Genomic DNA, 17,253 nt, shown 5'->3' with positions numbered 1-17,253 from the left:
CGAAAGTCAGGTGGTCAGCTCGCGTCCTCCGCCCAGGCCCGCCAGTCGTCGAGCACCCCGTACAGGGCGGGGGTGAGCCAACCGGGGGCGGACCGGCGGAACACCCCCGGGTCCATCGTGCCGGCGCCCATCGGCACCGCGCCCAGCAGGTTAGGCACCAGGTCGGACAGGTTGAGCCAGTGCACCAGCTCCGGCTCGGTCGGCCAGGCCCCGATGACCACCCCGGCGGGGACCGCCCGGCGGTCCAGCGCCTCCAGGGTGAGGGCGGTGTGGTTCAGCGTGCCGAGCCCGGCGCGGGCCACCACCACGGCCGGCGCGCCCAGCGACACCGCCAGGTCGGCCACCGTCCAGGGCTCACCCGACGGCCGCAGCCCCATCGGTACGAGCAGCCCGCCGGCCCCCTCCACGAGCACCAGATCGTGCTTGTCGGTCTCCTCGCGGATCGCGTCGACGGCGGTGTAGAGCTCCAGCGGCGGCAGCTCGGCGACCCGGGCCGCGGCCAGCGGGGCGAGCGGGTCCGGATAGCTGGCCAGGGTCCGGCCGGTGAGCGGGGCAGCCAGCCGGGTCACCGAGTCCACATCGCCGGGCTCACCGGTGGCCGTACCGGTCTGGCCGGGCTTGACCACCGCCACCCGCAGCCCGGCGGCCTGCGCGGCGGTCGCGATCGCCGCGGTCACCACCGTCTTGCCCACCTCGGTGTCCGTCCCGGTCACCAGCACCGGCCCGGTCCAACCATTCGTCATGAGGCCACCTCTGTTCGCGGCTGCTCGCAAAACCGGCTCACTCCTCGCGCTCACGGTGCCGCTCTCGGTTCGCGACTGCGGGGCTCGCAAACCCGGCTCACTCCTCGCGCTCACGGTGCGCACTCCACGATGACATCCAGGGCCCGACCGAAGTCCGCCCGCGCCACCCCGGCGCCGATGGTAAGCCGGAGCCGGGAGCGGCTGTCCGGCGTGGACGGCGGCCGGAAGCAGCCCACCGCCACGCCGCGGTCCCGGCAGTCGGCCGCCCACGCGGTCGCCGCCTCCGGGCCGGGCGCGGTCACCGACACCACCGCCGCGTCGGGCGCGGAGACGTCCAGCCCGGCCCCGCCCAGCCGGCGTACCGCGAGGGCGGCCCGTTCGGCGAGCTCGGCGCGCAGTTCGTCGCCGGCCCGGGCCAGCCGCACCGCGGCCAGCACGCCGGCCGCGACCGCCGGGGGCAGCGCGGTGTCGAAGATGAAGGTGCGGCCGGTCTCCACCAGGTGCCGGACGAACTCCGCCGGCCCGGCCACCACGCCGCCCGCACCCCCGAGCGCCTTGGAGAGGGTGGCGGTCACCACCACGTCGGGCTCGCCGGCCAGCCCCGCCGCGACCACCCCGCCGGCCCCGGCCGGACCGGTGACGCCGAGCGCGTGCGCGTCGTCGACCAGCAGCAGGGCACCGTACCGGCGGGCGACGGCGTGCAGCGCGGCCAGTGGGGCGAGGTCGCCGTCGACCGAGAAGACCGACTCGGTGACCACCACCGCGGGCCGGCCCGGGGCGGCGGCCAGCGCGACGGCCACCGCGTCGACGTCGGCGTGCGGGGTCACCACGGTCTCCGCGCCGGAGATCCGGCACCCGTCGATCAGCGAGGCGTGGTTGTGGGCGTCGGAGACGAGCAGCGTACGCGGCTGCACCAGGCCCCGGACGGCGGCGAGGTTGGCCAGGTAGCCGGAGGAGAAGACCAGCGCCCGGTCGGCGCCGAGCCAGTCGGCCAGCGCGTCCTCCAGCGCGTGGTGCAGGTCGGTGGAGCCGCGCACCAGCCGGGACCCGGTGGCCCCCAGCCCGTACGCGGACAGCGCCGCCGCGGCGGCGGCGGCGACCTCCGGGTGGGTGGCCAGGCCGAGGTAGTCGTTGCCGGCCAGGTCGACCACGGCGTCGCCGGCCCCGCGCGGGCGCAGCGTACGGGCGAGCCCCGCCTTGGCCCGCAGCTCGGCGCGGCGGTCGAGCGCCGCCAGCCAGTCCGCCACCGTCCCGCCCCTTCCCGCCGATCGTCGCCCCTCGGGCCCTTCCGCCGGGCGAAATTACCACCCGCCGCGGCAGCCCCGGCGGATCCGCTCCGCGGTTGACTTCAACCTCGCTTCAGCTTCGATGCTCCGCAGATGAGAAATCCGACGCGCCGGATGGCCGCACTGCTGCGCCGCGGTGTCGAAGTCGCCCTGTTGCTGGCCGCCGCCGACCCGAGCCTGCCACCGCCGACCCAGGCGCTGCTGGTTGACGCGCTGGTCACCCCCGACGCGGAGCCGATTTCTCCTCGACCACCGGGCTTGTAGGGTACGAGCCATGCCAGAGATCCTCGACCAGGCCCGCACCCGGGTACTGGAGAACGGCGTCGGCCTCGACGAGGCCGGTGTCCTCGCCGTGCTGAACCTGCCCGACGAGCACCTGCCCGCCGCGCTCCAACTCGCCCACGAGGTACGGATGCGCTGGTGCGGCCCGGAGGTCGAGGTCGAGGGCATCGTCTCGCTGAAGACCGGCGGCTGCCCCGAGGACTGCCACTTCTGCTCCCAGTCCGGCCTGTTCACCTCGCCGGTCCGCTCGGTCTGGCTGGACATCCCGGCGCTGGTCGAGGCGGCGAAGCAGACCGCGGCGACCGGGGCGACCGAGTTCTGCATCGTGGCCGCGGTGCGCGGCCCGGACGCCCGGTTGATGAAGCAGATGCGCGAGGGCGTGGCCGCCATCAAGGCGGAGGTGGACATCCAGGTCGCCGCCTCGCTGGGCATGCTCACCCAGGAGCAGGTCGACGAGCTGGTCGAGATGGGCGTGCACCGCTACAACCACAACCTGGAGACCTGCCGCTCCTACTTCCCGAACGTGGTCACCACGCACTCCTGGGAGGAGCGCTGGGAGACGTTGACGATGGTCCGCGAGTCCGGCATGGAGGTCTGCTGCGGCGGCATCCTCGGCCTCGGCGAGTCGGTGGAGCAGCGGGCCGAGTTCGCCGCGCAGCTCGCCGAGCTGGACCCGCACGAGGTCCCGCTCAACTTCCTCAACCCCCGCCCCGGCACCCCGCTCGGCGACCGTCCGGTGGTGGAGGGCAAGGACGCGCTGCGGGCCATCGCCGCGTTCCGGCTGGCCATGCCGCGCACCATCCTCCGGTACGCGGGCGGCCGGGAGCTCACCCTCGGTGACCTGGGCACCCGGGACGGCCTGCTCGGCGGCATCAACGCCGTCATCGTCGGCAACTACCTGACCACGCTGGGCCGGTCGGCGACCGACGACCTGAAGCTGCTGGACGAGCTGAAGATGCCGGTCAAGGCGCTGTCGGCGACCCTGTAGAGACCCACCAGGTGAGGACGACGTGACCGAGCTTGTCGAGCCCGCGACGGCGCGGCGCTGGTGCGACCGCTGTGGTGAGCCGGCCGACGCCGGCGCGCACGCGGCCTGCCAGGCGGCGCGCGAGCTGGAGCCGCCGCGCTACTGCGCCCACTGCCGCCGCCGGATGAAGGTGCAGGTCGTGCCGACCGGCTGGTCGGCGGTCTGCGTCGAGCACGGCGAGAGCCGGGGCTGACGTGCTGCAGGGGCGGGCGGTGACGTTACGACCGGCGACGGACGCCGATGTGCCCGCCCTCGCCGCGATCCGCGCCACCCCCGAGGTGAGGCGCTGGTGGCGCGGTGGCGACGACCTCGCCGAGGCGGTCCGCGCCGACCTGGCCGACGACGACCTGACCGTGTACGCCATCGAGCACGACGGCCGGGTGGTCGGCGCCATCCAGTGGTACGCCGAGACGGACCCCGACTACCGCCACGCCAGCCTGGACATCTTCCTCGACCCGGCGGTACGCGGCGCCGGCCTCGGCGGGGACGCCATCCGCACCCTGACCCGGCACCTGGTCGACGAGTACGGCCATCACCGGTTCACCATCGACCCGGCGGCGGCGAACACGGCGGCGATCCGCGCGTACGCGAAGGTGGGCTTCCGCCCGGTGGGCATCATGCGGCGGTACGAGCGCGGCGCGGACGGGCGCTGGCACGACGGTCTCCTCATGGACCTCCTCGCCCACGAACTGCCCGACTGAGTCAGCCGTCCCAGACCAGGTGGCCGTCGGGTAGGCGGCGGGCACCCGCCGCGGGGCGGTGCGGACTGAGCCGGCCGTCCGGCATGAGGTGCCGCACCGGCGCCCCCCGCCCGAGTGCCGCCACGTCGGCGATGAGCCGCCGGTGGCAGCGCCACCAGACGCTCTCGCTGCACATCACCGCCGTGGTCCGCCGGGCCGCGTCGGCCAGCACCTCGTCCAGCGCCGCGTCGAACTCCGGCGTCCGGGTGTAGGCGGCGTACGCCCGGAACGCGGCGACCGTCCACCAGGTGTCCGGCTCCGGTTCCCCGGCGCGCACGTGCCGGCGACCGCCGAGGCGGGGCTCCCAGCGGTAGGCGATGCCCCGCTCCGGCAGCCAGCGCTCGAGCGCCTCCCGTCGGACGTCCGGGTTGGTCCGGCTGGCCGGGTACCGCCGTACGTCCACCACGAGGGCGGTCCCCGCGCCGGTCAGCAGTTCCCCCAACCGCTCCCGGTCGGCCGCCCCGTGCCCCACCGTCAGCAACACGTACCCCAGGTTGCCCCGAATCTCGGGCGCTTACCGTTCGAACCCGAACGGCAGGTGGCCGAGATCGGTGGGTGGTTCTGCACCGGAGCCTCGATCCGCGTTACCTCGACACGCACCCGAAGTGTTCCTGCAGCTCAAGCCGAACGTCCGATGTCACCGGTGCGGGGCCGGCGTGCGATCATGTGCCGTCACCTCTCCCCATCTCGGAGGATTCCTCATGCCACAGCGTCGGCACGTGGCGCGCGCGGCCCTCACCGCAGCCGCCGCCACGGCCCTCCTCGCTCTCGCCACCCCGGCCTGGGCGTCCAGCACCATCCCGCTCAACCCGGCGCACAAGGCCTCGACCGCAGCCGGTTTCCAGCAGGAGTGCAGCGACGAGCGGTTCGCCGACAAGGCGGACAACCAGGACGGCTGGCACTTCGTCCTGCCCGGCGGCAACGCGTCCGGGAACTTCGAGAGCCTGAGCCTGACCTTCACCGACGGGACCACTAACGTCGAGGTGAAGATCCCGGACGCGTCCGACGCCTACCCGGACCACCTCTACTCGACCGGCGGCAACAACGGGCGCACCATCCACGCGTACCTGTTCACGCCAGCCGGCTGGACGCTGGTCGACGGCAGCGCGGTGATCAGCGGCACGGCGGACAAGTTCAACCTGAGCCACACCTGCGCCGGCACCGGCGGCGAGGAGTCTCCGTCGCCCTCCCCGTCGCCCTCCTCCTCCGAGTCGCCGACCCCGTCCGACTCGCCGTCCGCGTCCGAGTCGCCGACCCCGTCCGAGTCGCCGTCCACGTCCGAGTCGCCGTCGGCCTCGGAGTCGCCGTCCGGTTCCACGTCGGAGACCCCCACCGGTGGCACCTCGGTCTCGCCGAGCACCTCGGTGGGTGGCGGTGCCGGTGGTGGCAGCGAGGGTGGTCTGCCGCTCACCGGCGTGGCCGCGACCAGCATCGCGCTCACCGGCGTTCTACTCATCGGTGGCGGCGTCGTGCTGATGACCCTGCGTCGTCGCCGTGACAAGGTCACCTTCACCAGCTGACCTCCGCGCTACCTGGGAACCGGCCGTCGGACCTTCCGGCGGCCGGTTTCCATCATTGTGGGGACTGACCGGACCGGCGGAACCACGAAACGACAGGCGCTGGATACGATCTTGAAGTGGATGCTCTGAACCCCCACCGCACCGCCGTCGTCCTGATCGACCTGCAGCGTCGCATCGTGGACCTGCCCACCGCCCCGCACACCGGCCCCGAGGTCGTCGACCGGTGCGTCGCGCTCGCCGAGGCGGGCCGCGCCGCCGGCGCCACCGTCGTGGTGGTCCGCGTCGACCGGCCCGGCGCCGACCCGCAGCCTGCGGGAAGCGAACTGCTTCCCGAGGCGGCGCCGCGCGACGGCGACGTGCTGGTGGTCAAGCACAGCTGGGGCGCCTTCCACGAGACCGGCCTGGACGCCACGCTGCGCGCCCGAGGGGTGGACACCCTGGTGATCGGCGGGCTGGTCACCAACTTCGGCGTCGAGCAGACCGCCCGGATCGGCGACGAGATCGGCTACCGGGTGGTGCTGCCGCACGACGCGATGTCCGGGTTGGACGAATACGCGCACGAGTTCGCGGTCGACTACGTCTTCCGCCGGCTCGGCACGGTCTGCACGACGGCCGAGGCGATCGCGGCACTGCGCGGCTGAACCCTGGCGGGCATTGACGGACGACCCCGGCCACCAACCACCCGACGTGGATCACATAATCGGTCAGCATCGATAGAATCTCCACGTATTTCCAGGTGGACGCCAGTGCGGGACGACCGCAGCCGGCGCCAACCGGTGGATCCGGCGTCCTGGCATACGAGCGTACGGTTGCCCGCGCGCTCGACCGCGCGGGACAGTACGCCTCACCAGCGGTGCCATCGACGCCGCCGCTCCCTGGACAACCCTGAGGAGATCGCGATGGCTCTCAGACTCGCCGACGGCACCGCCTGGTCCGACACCCTCGCCCGCGCGGTGGCTGCCGCGCCGGAAGCCTTCGGCACCACGCCGGACGGCACCGCCACCCTGCACAACCTGATCGAAGGCGGGTGGCAGGCGGTCGGCGCGCCGACCCCGGTGCGCACCCCCGTCGACAACACCGTCCTGGTGAACCTGGCCCGGCTCGACGCCGACGCGGCGCGCCGGGCCGTCGCGCACGCCGCCACCGCCCACCGGGACTGGGCGCGGACCCCGCTCGCCGACCGCAAGGCCCGGGTCACCGAGGCCCTCGACGCGCTCACCGCCCACCGTGACCTGCTCGCCATGCTGCTGGTCTGGGAGATCGGCAAGCCGTGGCGGCTGGCCTGCGCCGACGTCGACCGCGCCCTGGACGGCGTGCGCTGGTACGTGCAGGAGATCGACCGGATGCTCGCCGACGGCCGCGAGCCGCTGCCCGGCCCGGTCAGCAACATCGCCTCCTGGAACTACCCGATGAGCGTGCTGGTGCACGCCGAACTGGTGCAGCTGCTCGCCGGCAACGCGGTGATCGCCAAGACCCCGTCCCAGGGCGGCGCGGTCTGCCTCACCGTGGCGCACGCCCTGATGCGCCGCGCCGGGCTGCCCGCCACCCTGGTCTCCGGCAGCGGCGAGGAACTCTCCGAGGTCCTGGTGCGCGCCCCGGAGATCGGCGCGGTGGCGTTCGTCGGCGGCCGGTCCAACGGCGGCAAGGTGGCCGCGGCGCTGCTGGACTCCGACAAGCGGCACTTCATCGAGCAGGAGGGCCTCAACGCCTGGGGCATCTGGAACTTCTCCCAGTGGGACCTGCTCGCCGCGCACCTGAAGAAGGGCTTCGAGTACGGCAAGCAGCGCTGCACCGCGTACCCGCGGTTCGTGGTCCAGCGGGACCTGGTCGACGAGTTCCTCGACATGTACCTGCCGGTCGTCCGCTCCGTACGCTTCGGGCACCCGCTCGCCGTCGGCGCCGACTGGTCGGCCGGCGACCCGCTGCCCGAGCTGGACTTCGGCCCGCTGATCAGCGCCGCCAAGGCGGAGGAGCTGCGCCGCAAGGTCGACGAGGCGGTACGCGGCGGCGCCGTGCCGCTGCACCGGGGCAAGCTCGACGGGGCACCCTTCCTCGACGGGCAGGACACCTCCGCGTACGTGGCGCCGGCCGTGCTGCTCGCCCCGCCGGGGCGGTCCCGGCTGATGCACGCCGAGCCGTTCGGCCCGGTCGACACCATCGTCGTGGTGGACACCACCGACGAACTGCTGGCGCAGATGAACGCCTCCAACGGCGCGCTGGTCGCCTCCCTCGCCTGCGACGACGAGGAGCTGGCCGGCAAGCTCGCCGTCGACCTGCAGGCGTTCAAGGTGGGCATCAACAAGCCCCGCTCACGCGGTGACCGGGAGGAGCCGTTCGGCGGCCGGGGCGCGTCCTGGAAGGGCGCGTTCGTCGGCGGCGACCTGCTCGTACAGGCGGTCACCGTGGGCGGCGACGGCCGGCTCTACGGCAACTTCCCCGACTACAGCAGCTACCCGACGACCTGACGACCCGGGCAGGGCCCCCGCACCGGGGGCCCTGCCCGTGTCACCGTCCCCCGCACCGGAGGTCGGCCAGGTGGCGCCGGGTCGGCGCCGGTACCGGTCACCCGCCCGACGTCGACGTACCGCGCCGTTGCGGCACCCGGCGCGGCGGGTGACCGTCCAGTCAGGGCGACCGTCGTACGGCCGCGCCGGCCGGCCGCGGCACCTCGGCTCGGCGCGCCCGCAGCGGCACCGTCACGGTCAGCACGCTGCCGTCCCGGTCCACCGAGGTCTGCCGGTCCAGCCGGCGTACGGCGCGCAACATCGGGGTGTTCGCGGCGTGCACGTGCAGCAGCACGGCGGCGTAGCCGACCCGCTCGGCGTGCCCGAGCAGCCGCCGCAGCAGGGCCGAGCCCAGGCCGCGCCGCTGCCAGTCGTCCCGGACCAGCAGCGCCACCTCCGCCTCGTCGCCCTCGCCGAGCAGGTTGGCCAGCGCCACGACCGGCTCCGCCTCCCCGTCGGAGTCGGCCGTGGCGACCAGGGTGAGCCCACGGGCCGGCTCCAGCAGCCGCCGCAACCGGGCCGGTGACGGCAGGGCGGCGCTCAGGTAACGCCGCTGCCGGCTCCGCGCCGAGCAGGTCTCGTGCAGCTCCAGAACCCCCGGCAGGTCGTCCGTGGTGGCCGGCCGGACCAGCACCTCGGCCGAGTCGGGCAGCACCAGGGTCACCCGGTCGGCGTCGCGCCGGGCGACCGTGGCGGCGAGCTCCACCAGCGCCTGGGCCCGGGCGTACTCGGCCGGGGTGAAGCTCGGCTCGCGGCGGCGCAGCTCGTACGACCCGCCCGGCGGGTCGGCCAGCAGCATCGTCGTCGCGCCCACCCCGCCGGGCGGGCCGGCCGGCGTCGGCCGCCAGGCCACCGCGTCGGCGTTGAGCAGGGCACGCAGCGCCTCGCCGGCCGCCTCCGGGTCCCGGACCAGCCGAGTGGCCAGGCCGAGCACCCGGGTGGGCTGGTCGGCCAGGCCGCGCGCCTCGCTGCGCGCCACCCAGCAGTCCCGGCCGCGTCCCCGCTCGACGGCGGCCCGCAGGTCGGCCTCGGTGAGCTGTTCGGGCGCGTCGACCAGGAAGTCGTCGATCGCGCCCACCTCGGTGGTGTGCACCTGCACAGTGAGGATGTTGACCCCGCGCAACGCGAGGCTCGCCGTGAGCACCGACAGGTATCCCGGCCGGTCCTCGACGGTGGCTCGGATCCGCCACAGCGCCATGTCTGCTCCTTTCCCCACCACCAGACCCTGCCGCGCCGCTGTTGCGGGTCCGTTGCCCGGCGGTGACGCGGCGGGCACCCGTCACGTGACGCTGGTCACCGACGGCGCGCCGACCAGATCGAGCCGGTCGCCGAGGATCACCGCGCTGGCGCGGACCAGTTGGGCGAGCCGGTCCACCTCGGTGGCGTGGAACGCCGGGGCGGTGAGCGGCTCGGTGTGGTCCCGCGCCACCACCAGCACCAGGCCGGCGCGCCCGAACGGGGCGACCGCGTGGTGGCGGCCGTCCGGGCCGGCCATCGCCCGGGCCCGCAGCGGGGTCACCTCCGGCAGCCGGGGCGGGGTCGGCGTCCGCCAGCTCGCGTGCCCGACGGTGGCCTCACCCGCGCCGCCGCGGGAGGCCCAGTCGAGCGGTACGACCGCGGCCACCGCCCAGTCCGCGGCGAGCAGCCCCGGCACCGCGTCGACCAGGGTGGCGATCCCGTCGGTCGGGTTCGCCGCGATCTGGGCGAGCAGCTCGGCGTCCTGGCCGCTGGTGGTCGGCGCACCGATCGCCCGCCACACCCCGTCCACGTGCACGCCGGGGATGGCGGCCAGCCCGGCCAGGAGGCGTTCGACCCGCGCCGCGCCCGGCCACACCACGGTGAAGTCGTCCACCGCCCGGCCGCCGAGCCGTTCCAGCACCACCACCTGCACGATGTCGGCCCCGGACACGCCGAGTGTGCGGGCCACCTGGCCGAGCGTGCCGGGCCGGTCCGGCAGGGTCACCCGAACTCTCAGCAGCATGTCTGATCCCTCCGCTCGGCGGGCCGGCCGAGACGGCCGGCAGGCTGGGCTCCAGCCTGCCGGTTGACCATTTCGCCCCGGTTGCAGCGCCATGTCCCGCCGGGAAAATCCGACCTTGACAAGAAAGCTGAGCTGCCATCAACTAATCGGATGACCGATCCGGCCGTCGACGCACCCTCGACCGGTTCGGCCCCCGGTGGCCTCGACCTCGAACGACTCGCCGCGTACCTGGCGGCACACCGGCCCGAGCTGGCGGCCGGGCCGCTGACCGCGCGGCTGATCGCCGGGGGCAAGTCCAACCTGACCTACCTGCTGCGCGGCGGCGGTCGGGAGCTGGTGCTGCGCCGCCCGCCGCTCGGGCACGTGCTGGCCACCGCGCACGACATGGCCCGGGAGCACCGGGTGATCGCCGCGCTCGCCCCCACCGAGGTGCCGGTCCCCGCCGTGCTGCTGCTCTGCCCCGACGACACAGTGATCGGCGCGCCGTTCTACCTGATGGAGAAGGTCGACGGCGAGGTCTACCGGAGCCGGTCACAGACCGACCCGCTCACCGCCGGGCAGCGGCGCGACCTGGCCATGGCGATGATGGACATCCTCGCCGCGCTGCACACGGTCGAGCCGGCCGCGGTCGGGTTGGCCGACTTCGGCCGCCCCGACGGCTACCTGGCCCGGCAGGTACGCCGCTGGGCCGGCCAGCTCGACCGGTCCCGCAGCCGCCCGCTGCCCGGCATCGACGAGCTGCGCGACGCGCTCGCCGGCAGCGTGCCGGAGGGCGCGAACGCCGGCCGGATCGTGCACGGCGACTACCGGCTGGACAATCTCCTCGCCGCGGTCGACCCGGTCGCCGTCCGGGCGGTGCTCGACTGGGAGATGGCCACCCTCGGCGACCCGCTGGCCGACCTGGGGCTACTGCTGACCTACTGGGACGTGCTCGGCGACAGCGACGCCGCCGACGGCAACCCGGTCGCCGACGGCCTCGGCCCGCGTGCCGGCTTCCCCACCGGAGCCGAGCTGATCGGCCGGTACGCCGGCCGCAGCGACGTCAACGTCGGCCCGCTGCACTGGCACGTGGCGCTCGGCTGCTTCAAGCTCGCAGTGATCTGCGAGGGAATCCACTACCGGCACACCCTCGGGCAGACGCTCGGCAGCGGCTTCGACCGGATCGGCGAGCTGGTGGCGCCGCTGGTCGAGCACGGTCTGCACGCGGTCAGGGGCAAATGATGGACTTCGCTTACGACGCCCGTACGGTCGAGCTGCGCGACCGGCTGGCAGCCTTCCTCACCGAGTGCGTGTACCCGGCCGAGCCGGTGCACGCCGAGCAGGTCGCCGCCGCCGGCGACCCGTGGGCGCGCCCGCCAATCATGGCCGAGCTGAAGGCCGAGGCCCGTTCGCGGGGCCTGTGGAACCTCTTCCTCCCCGATTCCCGGTACGGCGCCGGCCTGACCAACCTCCAGTACGCCCCGCTCGCCGAGCTGACCGGGCGCAGCCCGCACCTGGCCCCGGAGGCGCTGAACTGCGCCGCCCCGGACACCGGCAACATGGAGCTGCTCGCCGAGTTCGGCTCCGCGGCGCAGCGGGACCGCTGGCTGAAGCCCCTGCTGGCGGGGGAGATCCGCTCCGCGTTCTGCATGACCGAGCCGGAGGTGGCCTCCTCCGACGCCACCAACATCGCCACCCGGATCACCCGGGACGGCGACACCTTTGTCATCAACGGTCGCAAGTGGTGGTCGTCCGGGGCGATGGACCCACGCTGCGAGATCCTCATCGTGATGGGGAAGACCGACCCGGGCGCCGAGCGGCACCGCCAGCAGAGCATGATCCTGGTCCCCCGGGACACCCCGGGCGTGACCGTACGCCGGGGCATGACCGTGTTCGGCTACTCCGACGCCCCGCACGGCGGCCACGCCGAGATCGACTTCTCCGACGTACGGGTGCCGGCAAAGAACCTGGTCGGCGCCGAGGGCGACGGCTTCGCTATCGCCCAGGCCCGGCTCGGCCCGGGGCGGATCCACCACTGCATGCGGCTGATCGGGATGGCCGAGCGGGCCCTGGAGTTGCTCTGCCGGCGGGCGCTGGACCGGGTCGCGTTCGGCCGGCCGCTAGCCGAGCAGGGCGTGGTCCGGGAGTGGATCGCCGAGTCCCGGGTGCGCATCGAGCAGGCCCGGCTGCTGGTGCTCAAGACCGCCTGGCTGATGGACACCGTCGGCAACAAGGGCGCGCACACCGAGATCCAGGCCATCAAGATCGCCACGCCGGCGATGGCCGAGTGGGTGATCGACAAGGCCGTCCAGGCGTACGGCGGGGCCGGCGTCAGCCAGGACACCCCGCTCGCCGCACTGTGGGCGCAGGCCCGCACCCTCCGCCTGGCCGACGGACCCGACGAGGTCCACAAGGCCTCCCTGGCCAAACGCGAACTCCGCCGCCACTCCTGACCCCACCCCCGCCGACCGCCGGGTTGATCATGAGGTTGGCCGGGACGAACCAGGCAATCCGCACCGCTAACCTCATGGTCAACGCGCCGTGGGCGCGCGGCCCGGTCGACGCTGGGGATCAGGCGGAGGCGCGGTGGATGAGCTTGGTGTCGAGGAGGACGTGCGGGGACACCTCCTCGCCGCGGATGCGGGAGACCAGCAGGCGGGCCATCTGCCGGCCCATCTCCTCCACCGGCTGGAAGACCGTGGTCAGCGGCGGCTCGGCCTGCCGGGCGATCGGGGCGTCGTCGAAGCCGATCACCGCCACGTCCTCGGGCACCCGGCGGCCGGCCTCGCGGAGCGCCCGCAGGGCGCCGAAGGCCATCAGGTCGGAGGCGACGAAAACCGCGTCCAGGTCCGGGCAGACCTCCAGCAGCCGGCGCATGCAGGCCGTGCCACTGCCCTCGCTGAAGTCGCCGTACGCGATCAGGTCCGGGTTCACCGCGCCGCCGGCGGCCCGGACGGCCTCCCGGTAGCCGGTCAGCCGGGCCAGGCCGGCACCCATGTCCTGGGGGCCGGCGATGGTGGCGACCCGCCGCCGCCCTCGTTCGAACAGGTGCTCCACCGCCTGCCGGGCACCGCCGACGTTGTCCACGTCGACGAACCAGGCCGGCTGGGCGTTCGGGTGCAGCATCCGGGCCGGCCGGCCGCCGAGCACGGTGGGCAGGCCGCGCTCCTCCAGCAGGGTGGGCAGCGGGTCGGCGTCGTGCAGGGAGAGCAGCAGCACGCCGTCCACGTGCTGGTTGGTCAGGTGGTGCTCGACCCGTTCCCGCTCGATCTGGGACTGCGCCATGGCCAGCCAGAGCTGCATCGGGGTCTCCAGCAGCGCGGAGCTGACGCCCCGGACGATGCCGGCGAAGAACGGCTCGGTGAAGACCCGCTCCCCCGACTCGGAGACCACCAGCGCCACCGAGTCGGTCCGCTGGGTCACCAGCGCCCGGGCGGCGCGGTTGGGCACGTACCCCAGCTCGGCGATCGCCGCCTGGACGGCGGCCCGGGCCTCGGGGCTGACCTGGGGCGAGCCGTTGACCACACGAGAGACCGTGCCGCGCCCCACGCCGGCGCGCGCGGCGACCGCGTCCAGGGTCGGGCGCCCGAGCGACCGCGTGCGCTGCGTTGTCATCGTCTGCACCTCCGACGTCGGACGGGCCCGGCACCTGCTTCGGCGTCGGTGCCGGACCGCCCGTTACTGGCTGGCCTTCCGCCCTATTGTGCGGCCAGGCCGTTACGTCGGATCACCTCGGCGTACCACCTGGCACTGGACTTGGGGATCCGGGCCTGGCTGTCGTAGTCGACATACACCATCCCGAAGCGCTTGGTGTAGCCCCAGGCCCACTCGAAGTTGTCCAGCAGCGACCAGGCGAAATACCCCTTCAGCGGCACCCCGACGCCGATCGCGTCGTGCGCGGCGCGCAGGTGCGCGTCGAAGTACGCCAGCCGGTCCGGGTCGTCCACCCGGCCGTCGATCACCGCGTCGACGAACGCGGAGCCGTTCTCGGTGACGTACAGCGGCAGGTCGGTGTAGTCCCGGTGGACGCGTTCCAGGGTCTCCACCAGGCCCGGGGCGTCGATCTCCCAGTCCATGTCGGTCACCGGCACCCCCCGGGTGACGAACCGGACGTCCGCACCGCCGGGCCAGCAGGACGGCGCCCGCCAGTAGGCCTCCGCCCCGTCCCCGGGCACCGGTGCGGCGACCACGTACCGGCTGTAGTAGTTGACGCCCACCATGTCCAGCGGCGCCGAGATGATCCCCAGGTCGCCGTCGCGCACGTGCCCGAAGTCGGTGACCTGGCGCAGGTCGGCCTGCAGGTCCGCCGGGTACGCCCCGCGCAGCACCGGGTCGAGGAAGAACCGGTTGGCCAGCCCGTCGATGCGGCGGGCGGCGTCGGCGTCCGCGGGCGAGTCGGTGGCCGGGGTCACCGGGTAGAGGTTGAGCGTGATGCCGAGCTGCGCCTCCGGCCGGGCCGCCCGCACCACCTGGACGGCCAGCCCGTGCCCGAGCATGAGGTGGTGCCCGGCCCGGACCGCGTCCGCCCCGTCCGAGCGGCCGGGCGCGTGCACGCCGGAGCCGTAGCCGAGGAACGCCGAGCACCACGGCTCGTTGAGGGTGGTGAAGTATCGCACCCGGTCGCCGAGCGCGTCGGCGACGAGCCGGGTGTAGTCGGCGAACCGGCCGGCGGTGTCGCGGGCCGGCCAGCCGCCGGCGTCCTCCAGTGGCTGGGGCAGGTCCCAGTGGTAGAGGGTGAGCCACGGCTCGATGCCGTGGGCCAGCAACTCGTCGACCAGCCGCCGGTAGAAGTCCAGTCCCGCCTGGTTGGCCGGCCCGGCGCCGCCCGGCTGGACCCGCGGCCAGGAGATCGAGAACCGGTACGACTTCAGGCCCAGGTCGGCCATCAGCCGTACGTCCGCGGGCATCCGGTGGTAGTGGTCGCAGGCCACGTCACCGGTGTGCCCGGCCACCGTCCGGCCCTCGGTGTGGCTGAAGGTGTCCCAGATCGACGGGGTCCGGCCACCCTCGGCCGCCGCCCCCTCGATCTGGTACGCCGCGGTCGCCGCACCCCACAGGAAGCCGGGCGGGAAGGTGCGGTCCGGACCCTGGTCGAGGACCTCGACGGCGGGTGGGCTGGCTGGGTTGCTCACGACTTGACGGCGCCTTCCATGATTCCGCCGATGATCTGGCGGCCGAAGATGATGAACACGACCAACAGCGGCAGGGTCGCCAGCGCGGTGCCGGCGAACAGGGCCACGTAGTCCGTCTGGTACGGCCCGGACGAGAGGATCTTCAGGGAGTATTGCACCGTCGGGGTGTCCGGGGTGAGCACGATGAACGGCCAGAGGAACTCGTTCCAGGTCTGCATGAAGGTGAGCAGGCCGAGCACCGCCGCCGCCGGCCGCAGCGCGGGCAGCACCACGTTCCAGTAGATCCGCCAGGTGGAGCAGCCGTCGAGTCGGGCCGCCTCGATCAGCTCGTCGCTGATCGCGGACATCGCGTACTGGCGCATCATGAACACCCCGAAGCCCTGCACCAGGAACGGCACGATGACCGCCTGCAGGGTGCCCGTCCACCCGAGATCCACCATCATCAGGTAGAGCGGGATGACGCCGAGTTGGGTCGGCACCATCATGGCCAGGATGATGACCAGCAGCAGCGCGTTGCTGCCCCGGAACCTGAGCTTCGCGAAGGCGAAGCCGGCCAGGCTGGAGAAGAAGATCACCGAGATGGTGACCACGCTCGACACGACGGCCGAGTTGACCAGACCGTAGACGAACGAAGCGTCCTCGTTGGCGAGCATCCGGTCGATGTTGGTGAACAACTGGTCGCCGGGGCTCGGCGGCATCTCGTAGACCGCGCCGTTGTCCCGGGAGGCGATGATGAACGACCAGATGATCGGGAAGATCGACAACACGCAGCCGATGATCAGCGCGAGGTAGGTCAGCGGGCTGGCCTGCCAGAGCTGTACGCCGGGGGTGCGCCGGCGGCGTCGCGGGGCCGGCGGTGGTGGGGCCACCGCCCGGGGAAGGGTCTGCGCGGTGGTCACTTCTGCTCCCCCTTCACCGACCGACGTACGAGCGCAAAGTTGATCAGCGCGAAGATGATGATCATCATGAAGAGCAACCAGGACATCGCCGAGCCGTACCCGTACTCGGCGTTGCCGGTGAAGGTCCGCTCGTAGATGTACATGGCCAGGGTCTGGAACTGGTGGTCGGCGCCACCGCGGACCAGGCCGAACCCGTACATCAGGGGCTCGGTGAAGATCTGGAAGCCACCGATGGTGGAGATGATGACCGTGAAGACGATCGTCGGCCGAATCAGCGGCACGGTGATCGCCCAGAACTGCCGCCAGGCCGAGGCACCGTCCAACGAGGCCGACTCGTACAGGTCCTTCGGAATGGCCTGCATGGCGCCGAGGTAGATCAGCGCGTTGTAGCCGGTCCACCGCCAGTCGACCATGAAGGCGACCGCGAACCAGGAGGCGTAGCGGTTGTCCCGCCAGGCGATCGGATCGACGCCCACGGTGCCGAGCAGCCAGTTGATCAGGCCGTACCGGTCCGCGAAGATCAGCGCGAAGATGATCCCGACCGCGGCCACCGAGGTGATGTTGGGGATGAGAATGCCCATCCGCAGCAGCGTGCGGGCCCGCATCTGCCGGTTCAGCAGGTTGGCGATGATCAACGCCACGATGAGCTGCGGCACGGTGCTGAGGATGAAGATCCCGATGGTGTTGTAGGCCGCGTTCCAGAACTGGGCGTCCGCCATCAGCTCCCGGTAGTTCTCCAGCCCCGCGAACTCCTTGGTGCCGCTGAGCAACTCGTAGTCGAAGAGCGAGACGTAGGCGGTGTAGAGGACCGGGAAGAGGCCGAAGATCCCGAAGAGCACGAAGAACGGGGCGATGTAGAGGTACGGCGAGTAGGTGATGTCCCAACGGCCGAGCCGGTACGACCGGCGCCGGCGCGGCGGGGCGGGCAGGGGTGGCGAGGCGGCACGCGACGGTGGCACCGCGCCGACAGTGGAACGCATTGCGGGTCCCTTCCGGGGAGTTGGGCGTTGGTGACCTCGCGGCGGGGGCCCCCCCCCCGGCGGGGGGGGGGGGCCCCCCCCCCCCCCCCCGCCCCCCCCCCCCCCGGGGGGGGGGGGGGGCCCCGGCCACCCCTCGCCCCCACACGGGCAACGCGCCACCCCAAAAAAAGCCCGGGTGAA

Annotated in this window: 18 protein-coding genes; 8 read left to right on the top strand and 10 right to left on the bottom strand. The window is 73.3% G+C overall.

Annotated features, from left to right (window positions below; genetic code table 11):
• Nucleotides 1-14: 14 nt before the first annotated feature.
• Nucleotides 15-743: a dethiobiotin synthase gene (bioD, locus tag ACGF4F_RS33980; RefSeq protein WP_393084142.1), complete on the bottom strand. Its 729-nt coding sequence runs from the start codon at nt 741-743 to the stop codon at nt 15-17.
• 110 nt (nt 744-853) lie between these two features.
• The gene (locus ACGF4F_RS33975) at nt 854-1,990 is read right to left on the bottom strand and encodes an 8-amino-7-oxononanoate synthase (RefSeq protein ID WP_393084139.1); all 1,137 of its coding nucleotides are present in this window, start codon (nt 1,988-1,990) and stop codon (nt 854-856) included.
• A 132-nt stretch (nt 1,991-2,122) separates the two neighbouring features.
• Between ACGF4F_RS33975 and ACGF4F_RS33970 the strand changes: the two genes are divergently transcribed.
• From ACGF4F_RS33970 to ACGF4F_RS33955, 4 genes are read left to right on the top strand one after another with little or no spacing between them, the layout of a single operon-like run.
• Nucleotides 2,123-2,293 carry a hypothetical protein gene (locus ACGF4F_RS33970; protein WP_357433228.1) on the top strand — a complete coding sequence of 57 codons (171 nt, stop codon included), beginning with the start codon at nt 2,123-2,125 and terminating at the stop codon, nt 2,291-2,293.
• A 10-nt stretch (nt 2,294-2,303) separates the two neighbouring features.
• Nucleotides 2,304-3,299 (top strand): biotin synthase BioB, encoded by a 996-nt coding sequence (bioB, locus tag ACGF4F_RS33965; RefSeq protein ID WP_073836388.1) that lies wholly within the window; start codon nt 2,304-2,306, stop codon nt 3,297-3,299.
• A gap of 22 nt (nt 3,300-3,321) precedes the next feature.
• Nucleotides 3,322-3,531 carry a hypothetical protein gene (locus ACGF4F_RS33960; RefSeq protein ID WP_073836389.1) on the top strand — a complete coding sequence of 70 codons (210 nt, stop codon included), beginning with the start codon at nt 3,322-3,324 and terminating at the stop codon, nt 3,529-3,531.
• Nucleotide 3,532: 1 nt separating this feature from the next.
• Complete coding sequence (locus tag ACGF4F_RS33955; protein WP_357433231.1) at nt 3,533-4,039, top strand: GNAT family protein; 507 nt, start codon at nt 3,533-3,535, stop codon at nt 4,037-4,039.
• A gap of 1 nt (nt 4,040) precedes the next feature.
• Here ACGF4F_RS33955 and ACGF4F_RS33950 read toward each other — a convergent pair whose 3' ends face one another.
• Nucleotides 4,041-4,562, bottom strand: coding sequence for a DUF488 family protein (locus ACGF4F_RS33950; protein ID WP_393084134.1), 522 nt, complete (start codon nt 4,560-4,562; stop codon nt 4,041-4,043).
• Nucleotides 4,563-5,102: 540 nt separating this feature from the next.
• Complete coding sequence (locus tag ACGF4F_RS33945; RefSeq protein WP_393084253.1) at nt 5,103-5,510, bottom strand: hypothetical protein; 408 nt, start codon at nt 5,508-5,510, stop codon at nt 5,103-5,105.
• A gap of 204 nt (nt 5,511-5,714) precedes the next feature.
• On the opposite strand from ACGF4F_RS33945, the gene ACGF4F_RS33940 reads away from it, so the two are divergent.
• Nucleotides 5,715-6,239: an isochorismatase family protein gene (locus ACGF4F_RS33940; RefSeq protein ID WP_393084131.1), complete on the top strand. Its 525-nt coding sequence runs from the start codon at nt 5,715-5,717 to the stop codon at nt 6,237-6,239.
• A gap of 258 nt (nt 6,240-6,497) precedes the next feature.
• Entirely contained in the window at nt 6,498-8,063 is a 1,566-nt protein-coding gene (locus tag ACGF4F_RS33935) for an aldehyde dehydrogenase family protein (protein ID WP_393084128.1), read from the top strand.
• A gap of 160 nt (nt 8,064-8,223) precedes the next feature.
• Here ACGF4F_RS33935 and ACGF4F_RS33930 read toward each other — a convergent pair whose 3' ends face one another.
• A complete protein-coding gene (locus ACGF4F_RS33930) occupies nt 8,224-9,300 on the bottom strand; it encodes a GNAT family N-acetyltransferase (RefSeq protein ID WP_393084125.1) in 1,077 nt (358 codons plus the stop codon).
• 81 nt (nt 9,301-9,381) lie between these two features.
• Nucleotides 9,382-10,083, bottom strand: a complete 702-nt coding sequence (locus tag ACGF4F_RS33925) for an amino acid-binding protein (RefSeq protein ID WP_393084122.1) — start codon at nt 10,081-10,083, stop codon at nt 9,382-9,384.
• Between the two features lie 150 nt (nt 10,084-10,233).
• On the opposite strand from ACGF4F_RS33925, the gene ACGF4F_RS33920 reads away from it, so the two are divergent.
• The gene (locus ACGF4F_RS33920) at nt 10,234-11,304 is read left to right on the top strand and encodes a phosphotransferase family protein (RefSeq protein ID WP_393084119.1); all 1,071 of its coding nucleotides are present in this window, start codon (nt 10,234-10,236) and stop codon (nt 11,302-11,304) included.
• Nucleotides 11,304-12,515, top strand: a complete 1,212-nt coding sequence (locus ACGF4F_RS33915) for an acyl-CoA dehydrogenase family protein (RefSeq protein ID WP_357433248.1) — start codon at nt 11,304-11,306, stop codon at nt 12,513-12,515. Before ACGF4F_RS33920 ends, ACGF4F_RS33915 begins: the two co-directional genes overlap by 1 nt.
• Nucleotides 12,516-12,633: 118 nt before the next feature.
• On the opposite strand, the gene ACGF4F_RS33910 is transcribed toward ACGF4F_RS33915, so the two are convergent.
• The 4 genes from ACGF4F_RS33910 to ACGF4F_RS33895 form a co-directional block, all read right to left on the bottom strand.
• Nucleotides 12,634-13,677, bottom strand: a complete 1,044-nt coding sequence (locus tag ACGF4F_RS33910) for a LacI family DNA-binding transcriptional regulator (protein ID WP_393084116.1) — start codon at nt 13,675-13,677, stop codon at nt 12,634-12,636.
• A gap of 83 nt (nt 13,678-13,760) precedes the next feature.
• A complete protein-coding gene (locus ACGF4F_RS33905; RefSeq protein ID WP_393084113.1) occupies nt 13,761-15,194 on the bottom strand; it encodes a GH1 family beta-glucosidase in 1,434 nt (477 codons plus the stop codon).
• Entirely contained in the window at nt 15,191-16,063 is an 873-nt protein-coding gene (locus ACGF4F_RS33900; RefSeq protein ID WP_393084250.1) for a carbohydrate ABC transporter permease, read from the bottom strand. The genes ACGF4F_RS33905 and ACGF4F_RS33900 overlap by 4 nt, the downstream gene beginning before the upstream one ends.
• A 26-nt stretch (nt 16,064-16,089) precedes the next feature.
• Nucleotides 16,090-17,073, bottom strand: a complete 984-nt coding sequence (locus ACGF4F_RS33895; RefSeq protein WP_393084110.1) for a carbohydrate ABC transporter permease — start codon at nt 17,071-17,073, stop codon at nt 16,090-16,092.
• Between the last annotated feature and the right edge of the window lie 180 nt (nt 17,074-17,253).

The organism is Micromonospora sp. NPDC047740 (assembly GCF_043204735.1).
Classification (GTDB): Bacteria; Actinomycetota; Actinomycetes; order Mycobacteriales; family Micromonosporaceae; genus Micromonospora.
The sequence above is the reverse complement of the archived record's forward strand: the minus strand, read 5'-3'. Positions and strand labels throughout refer to the sequence as shown.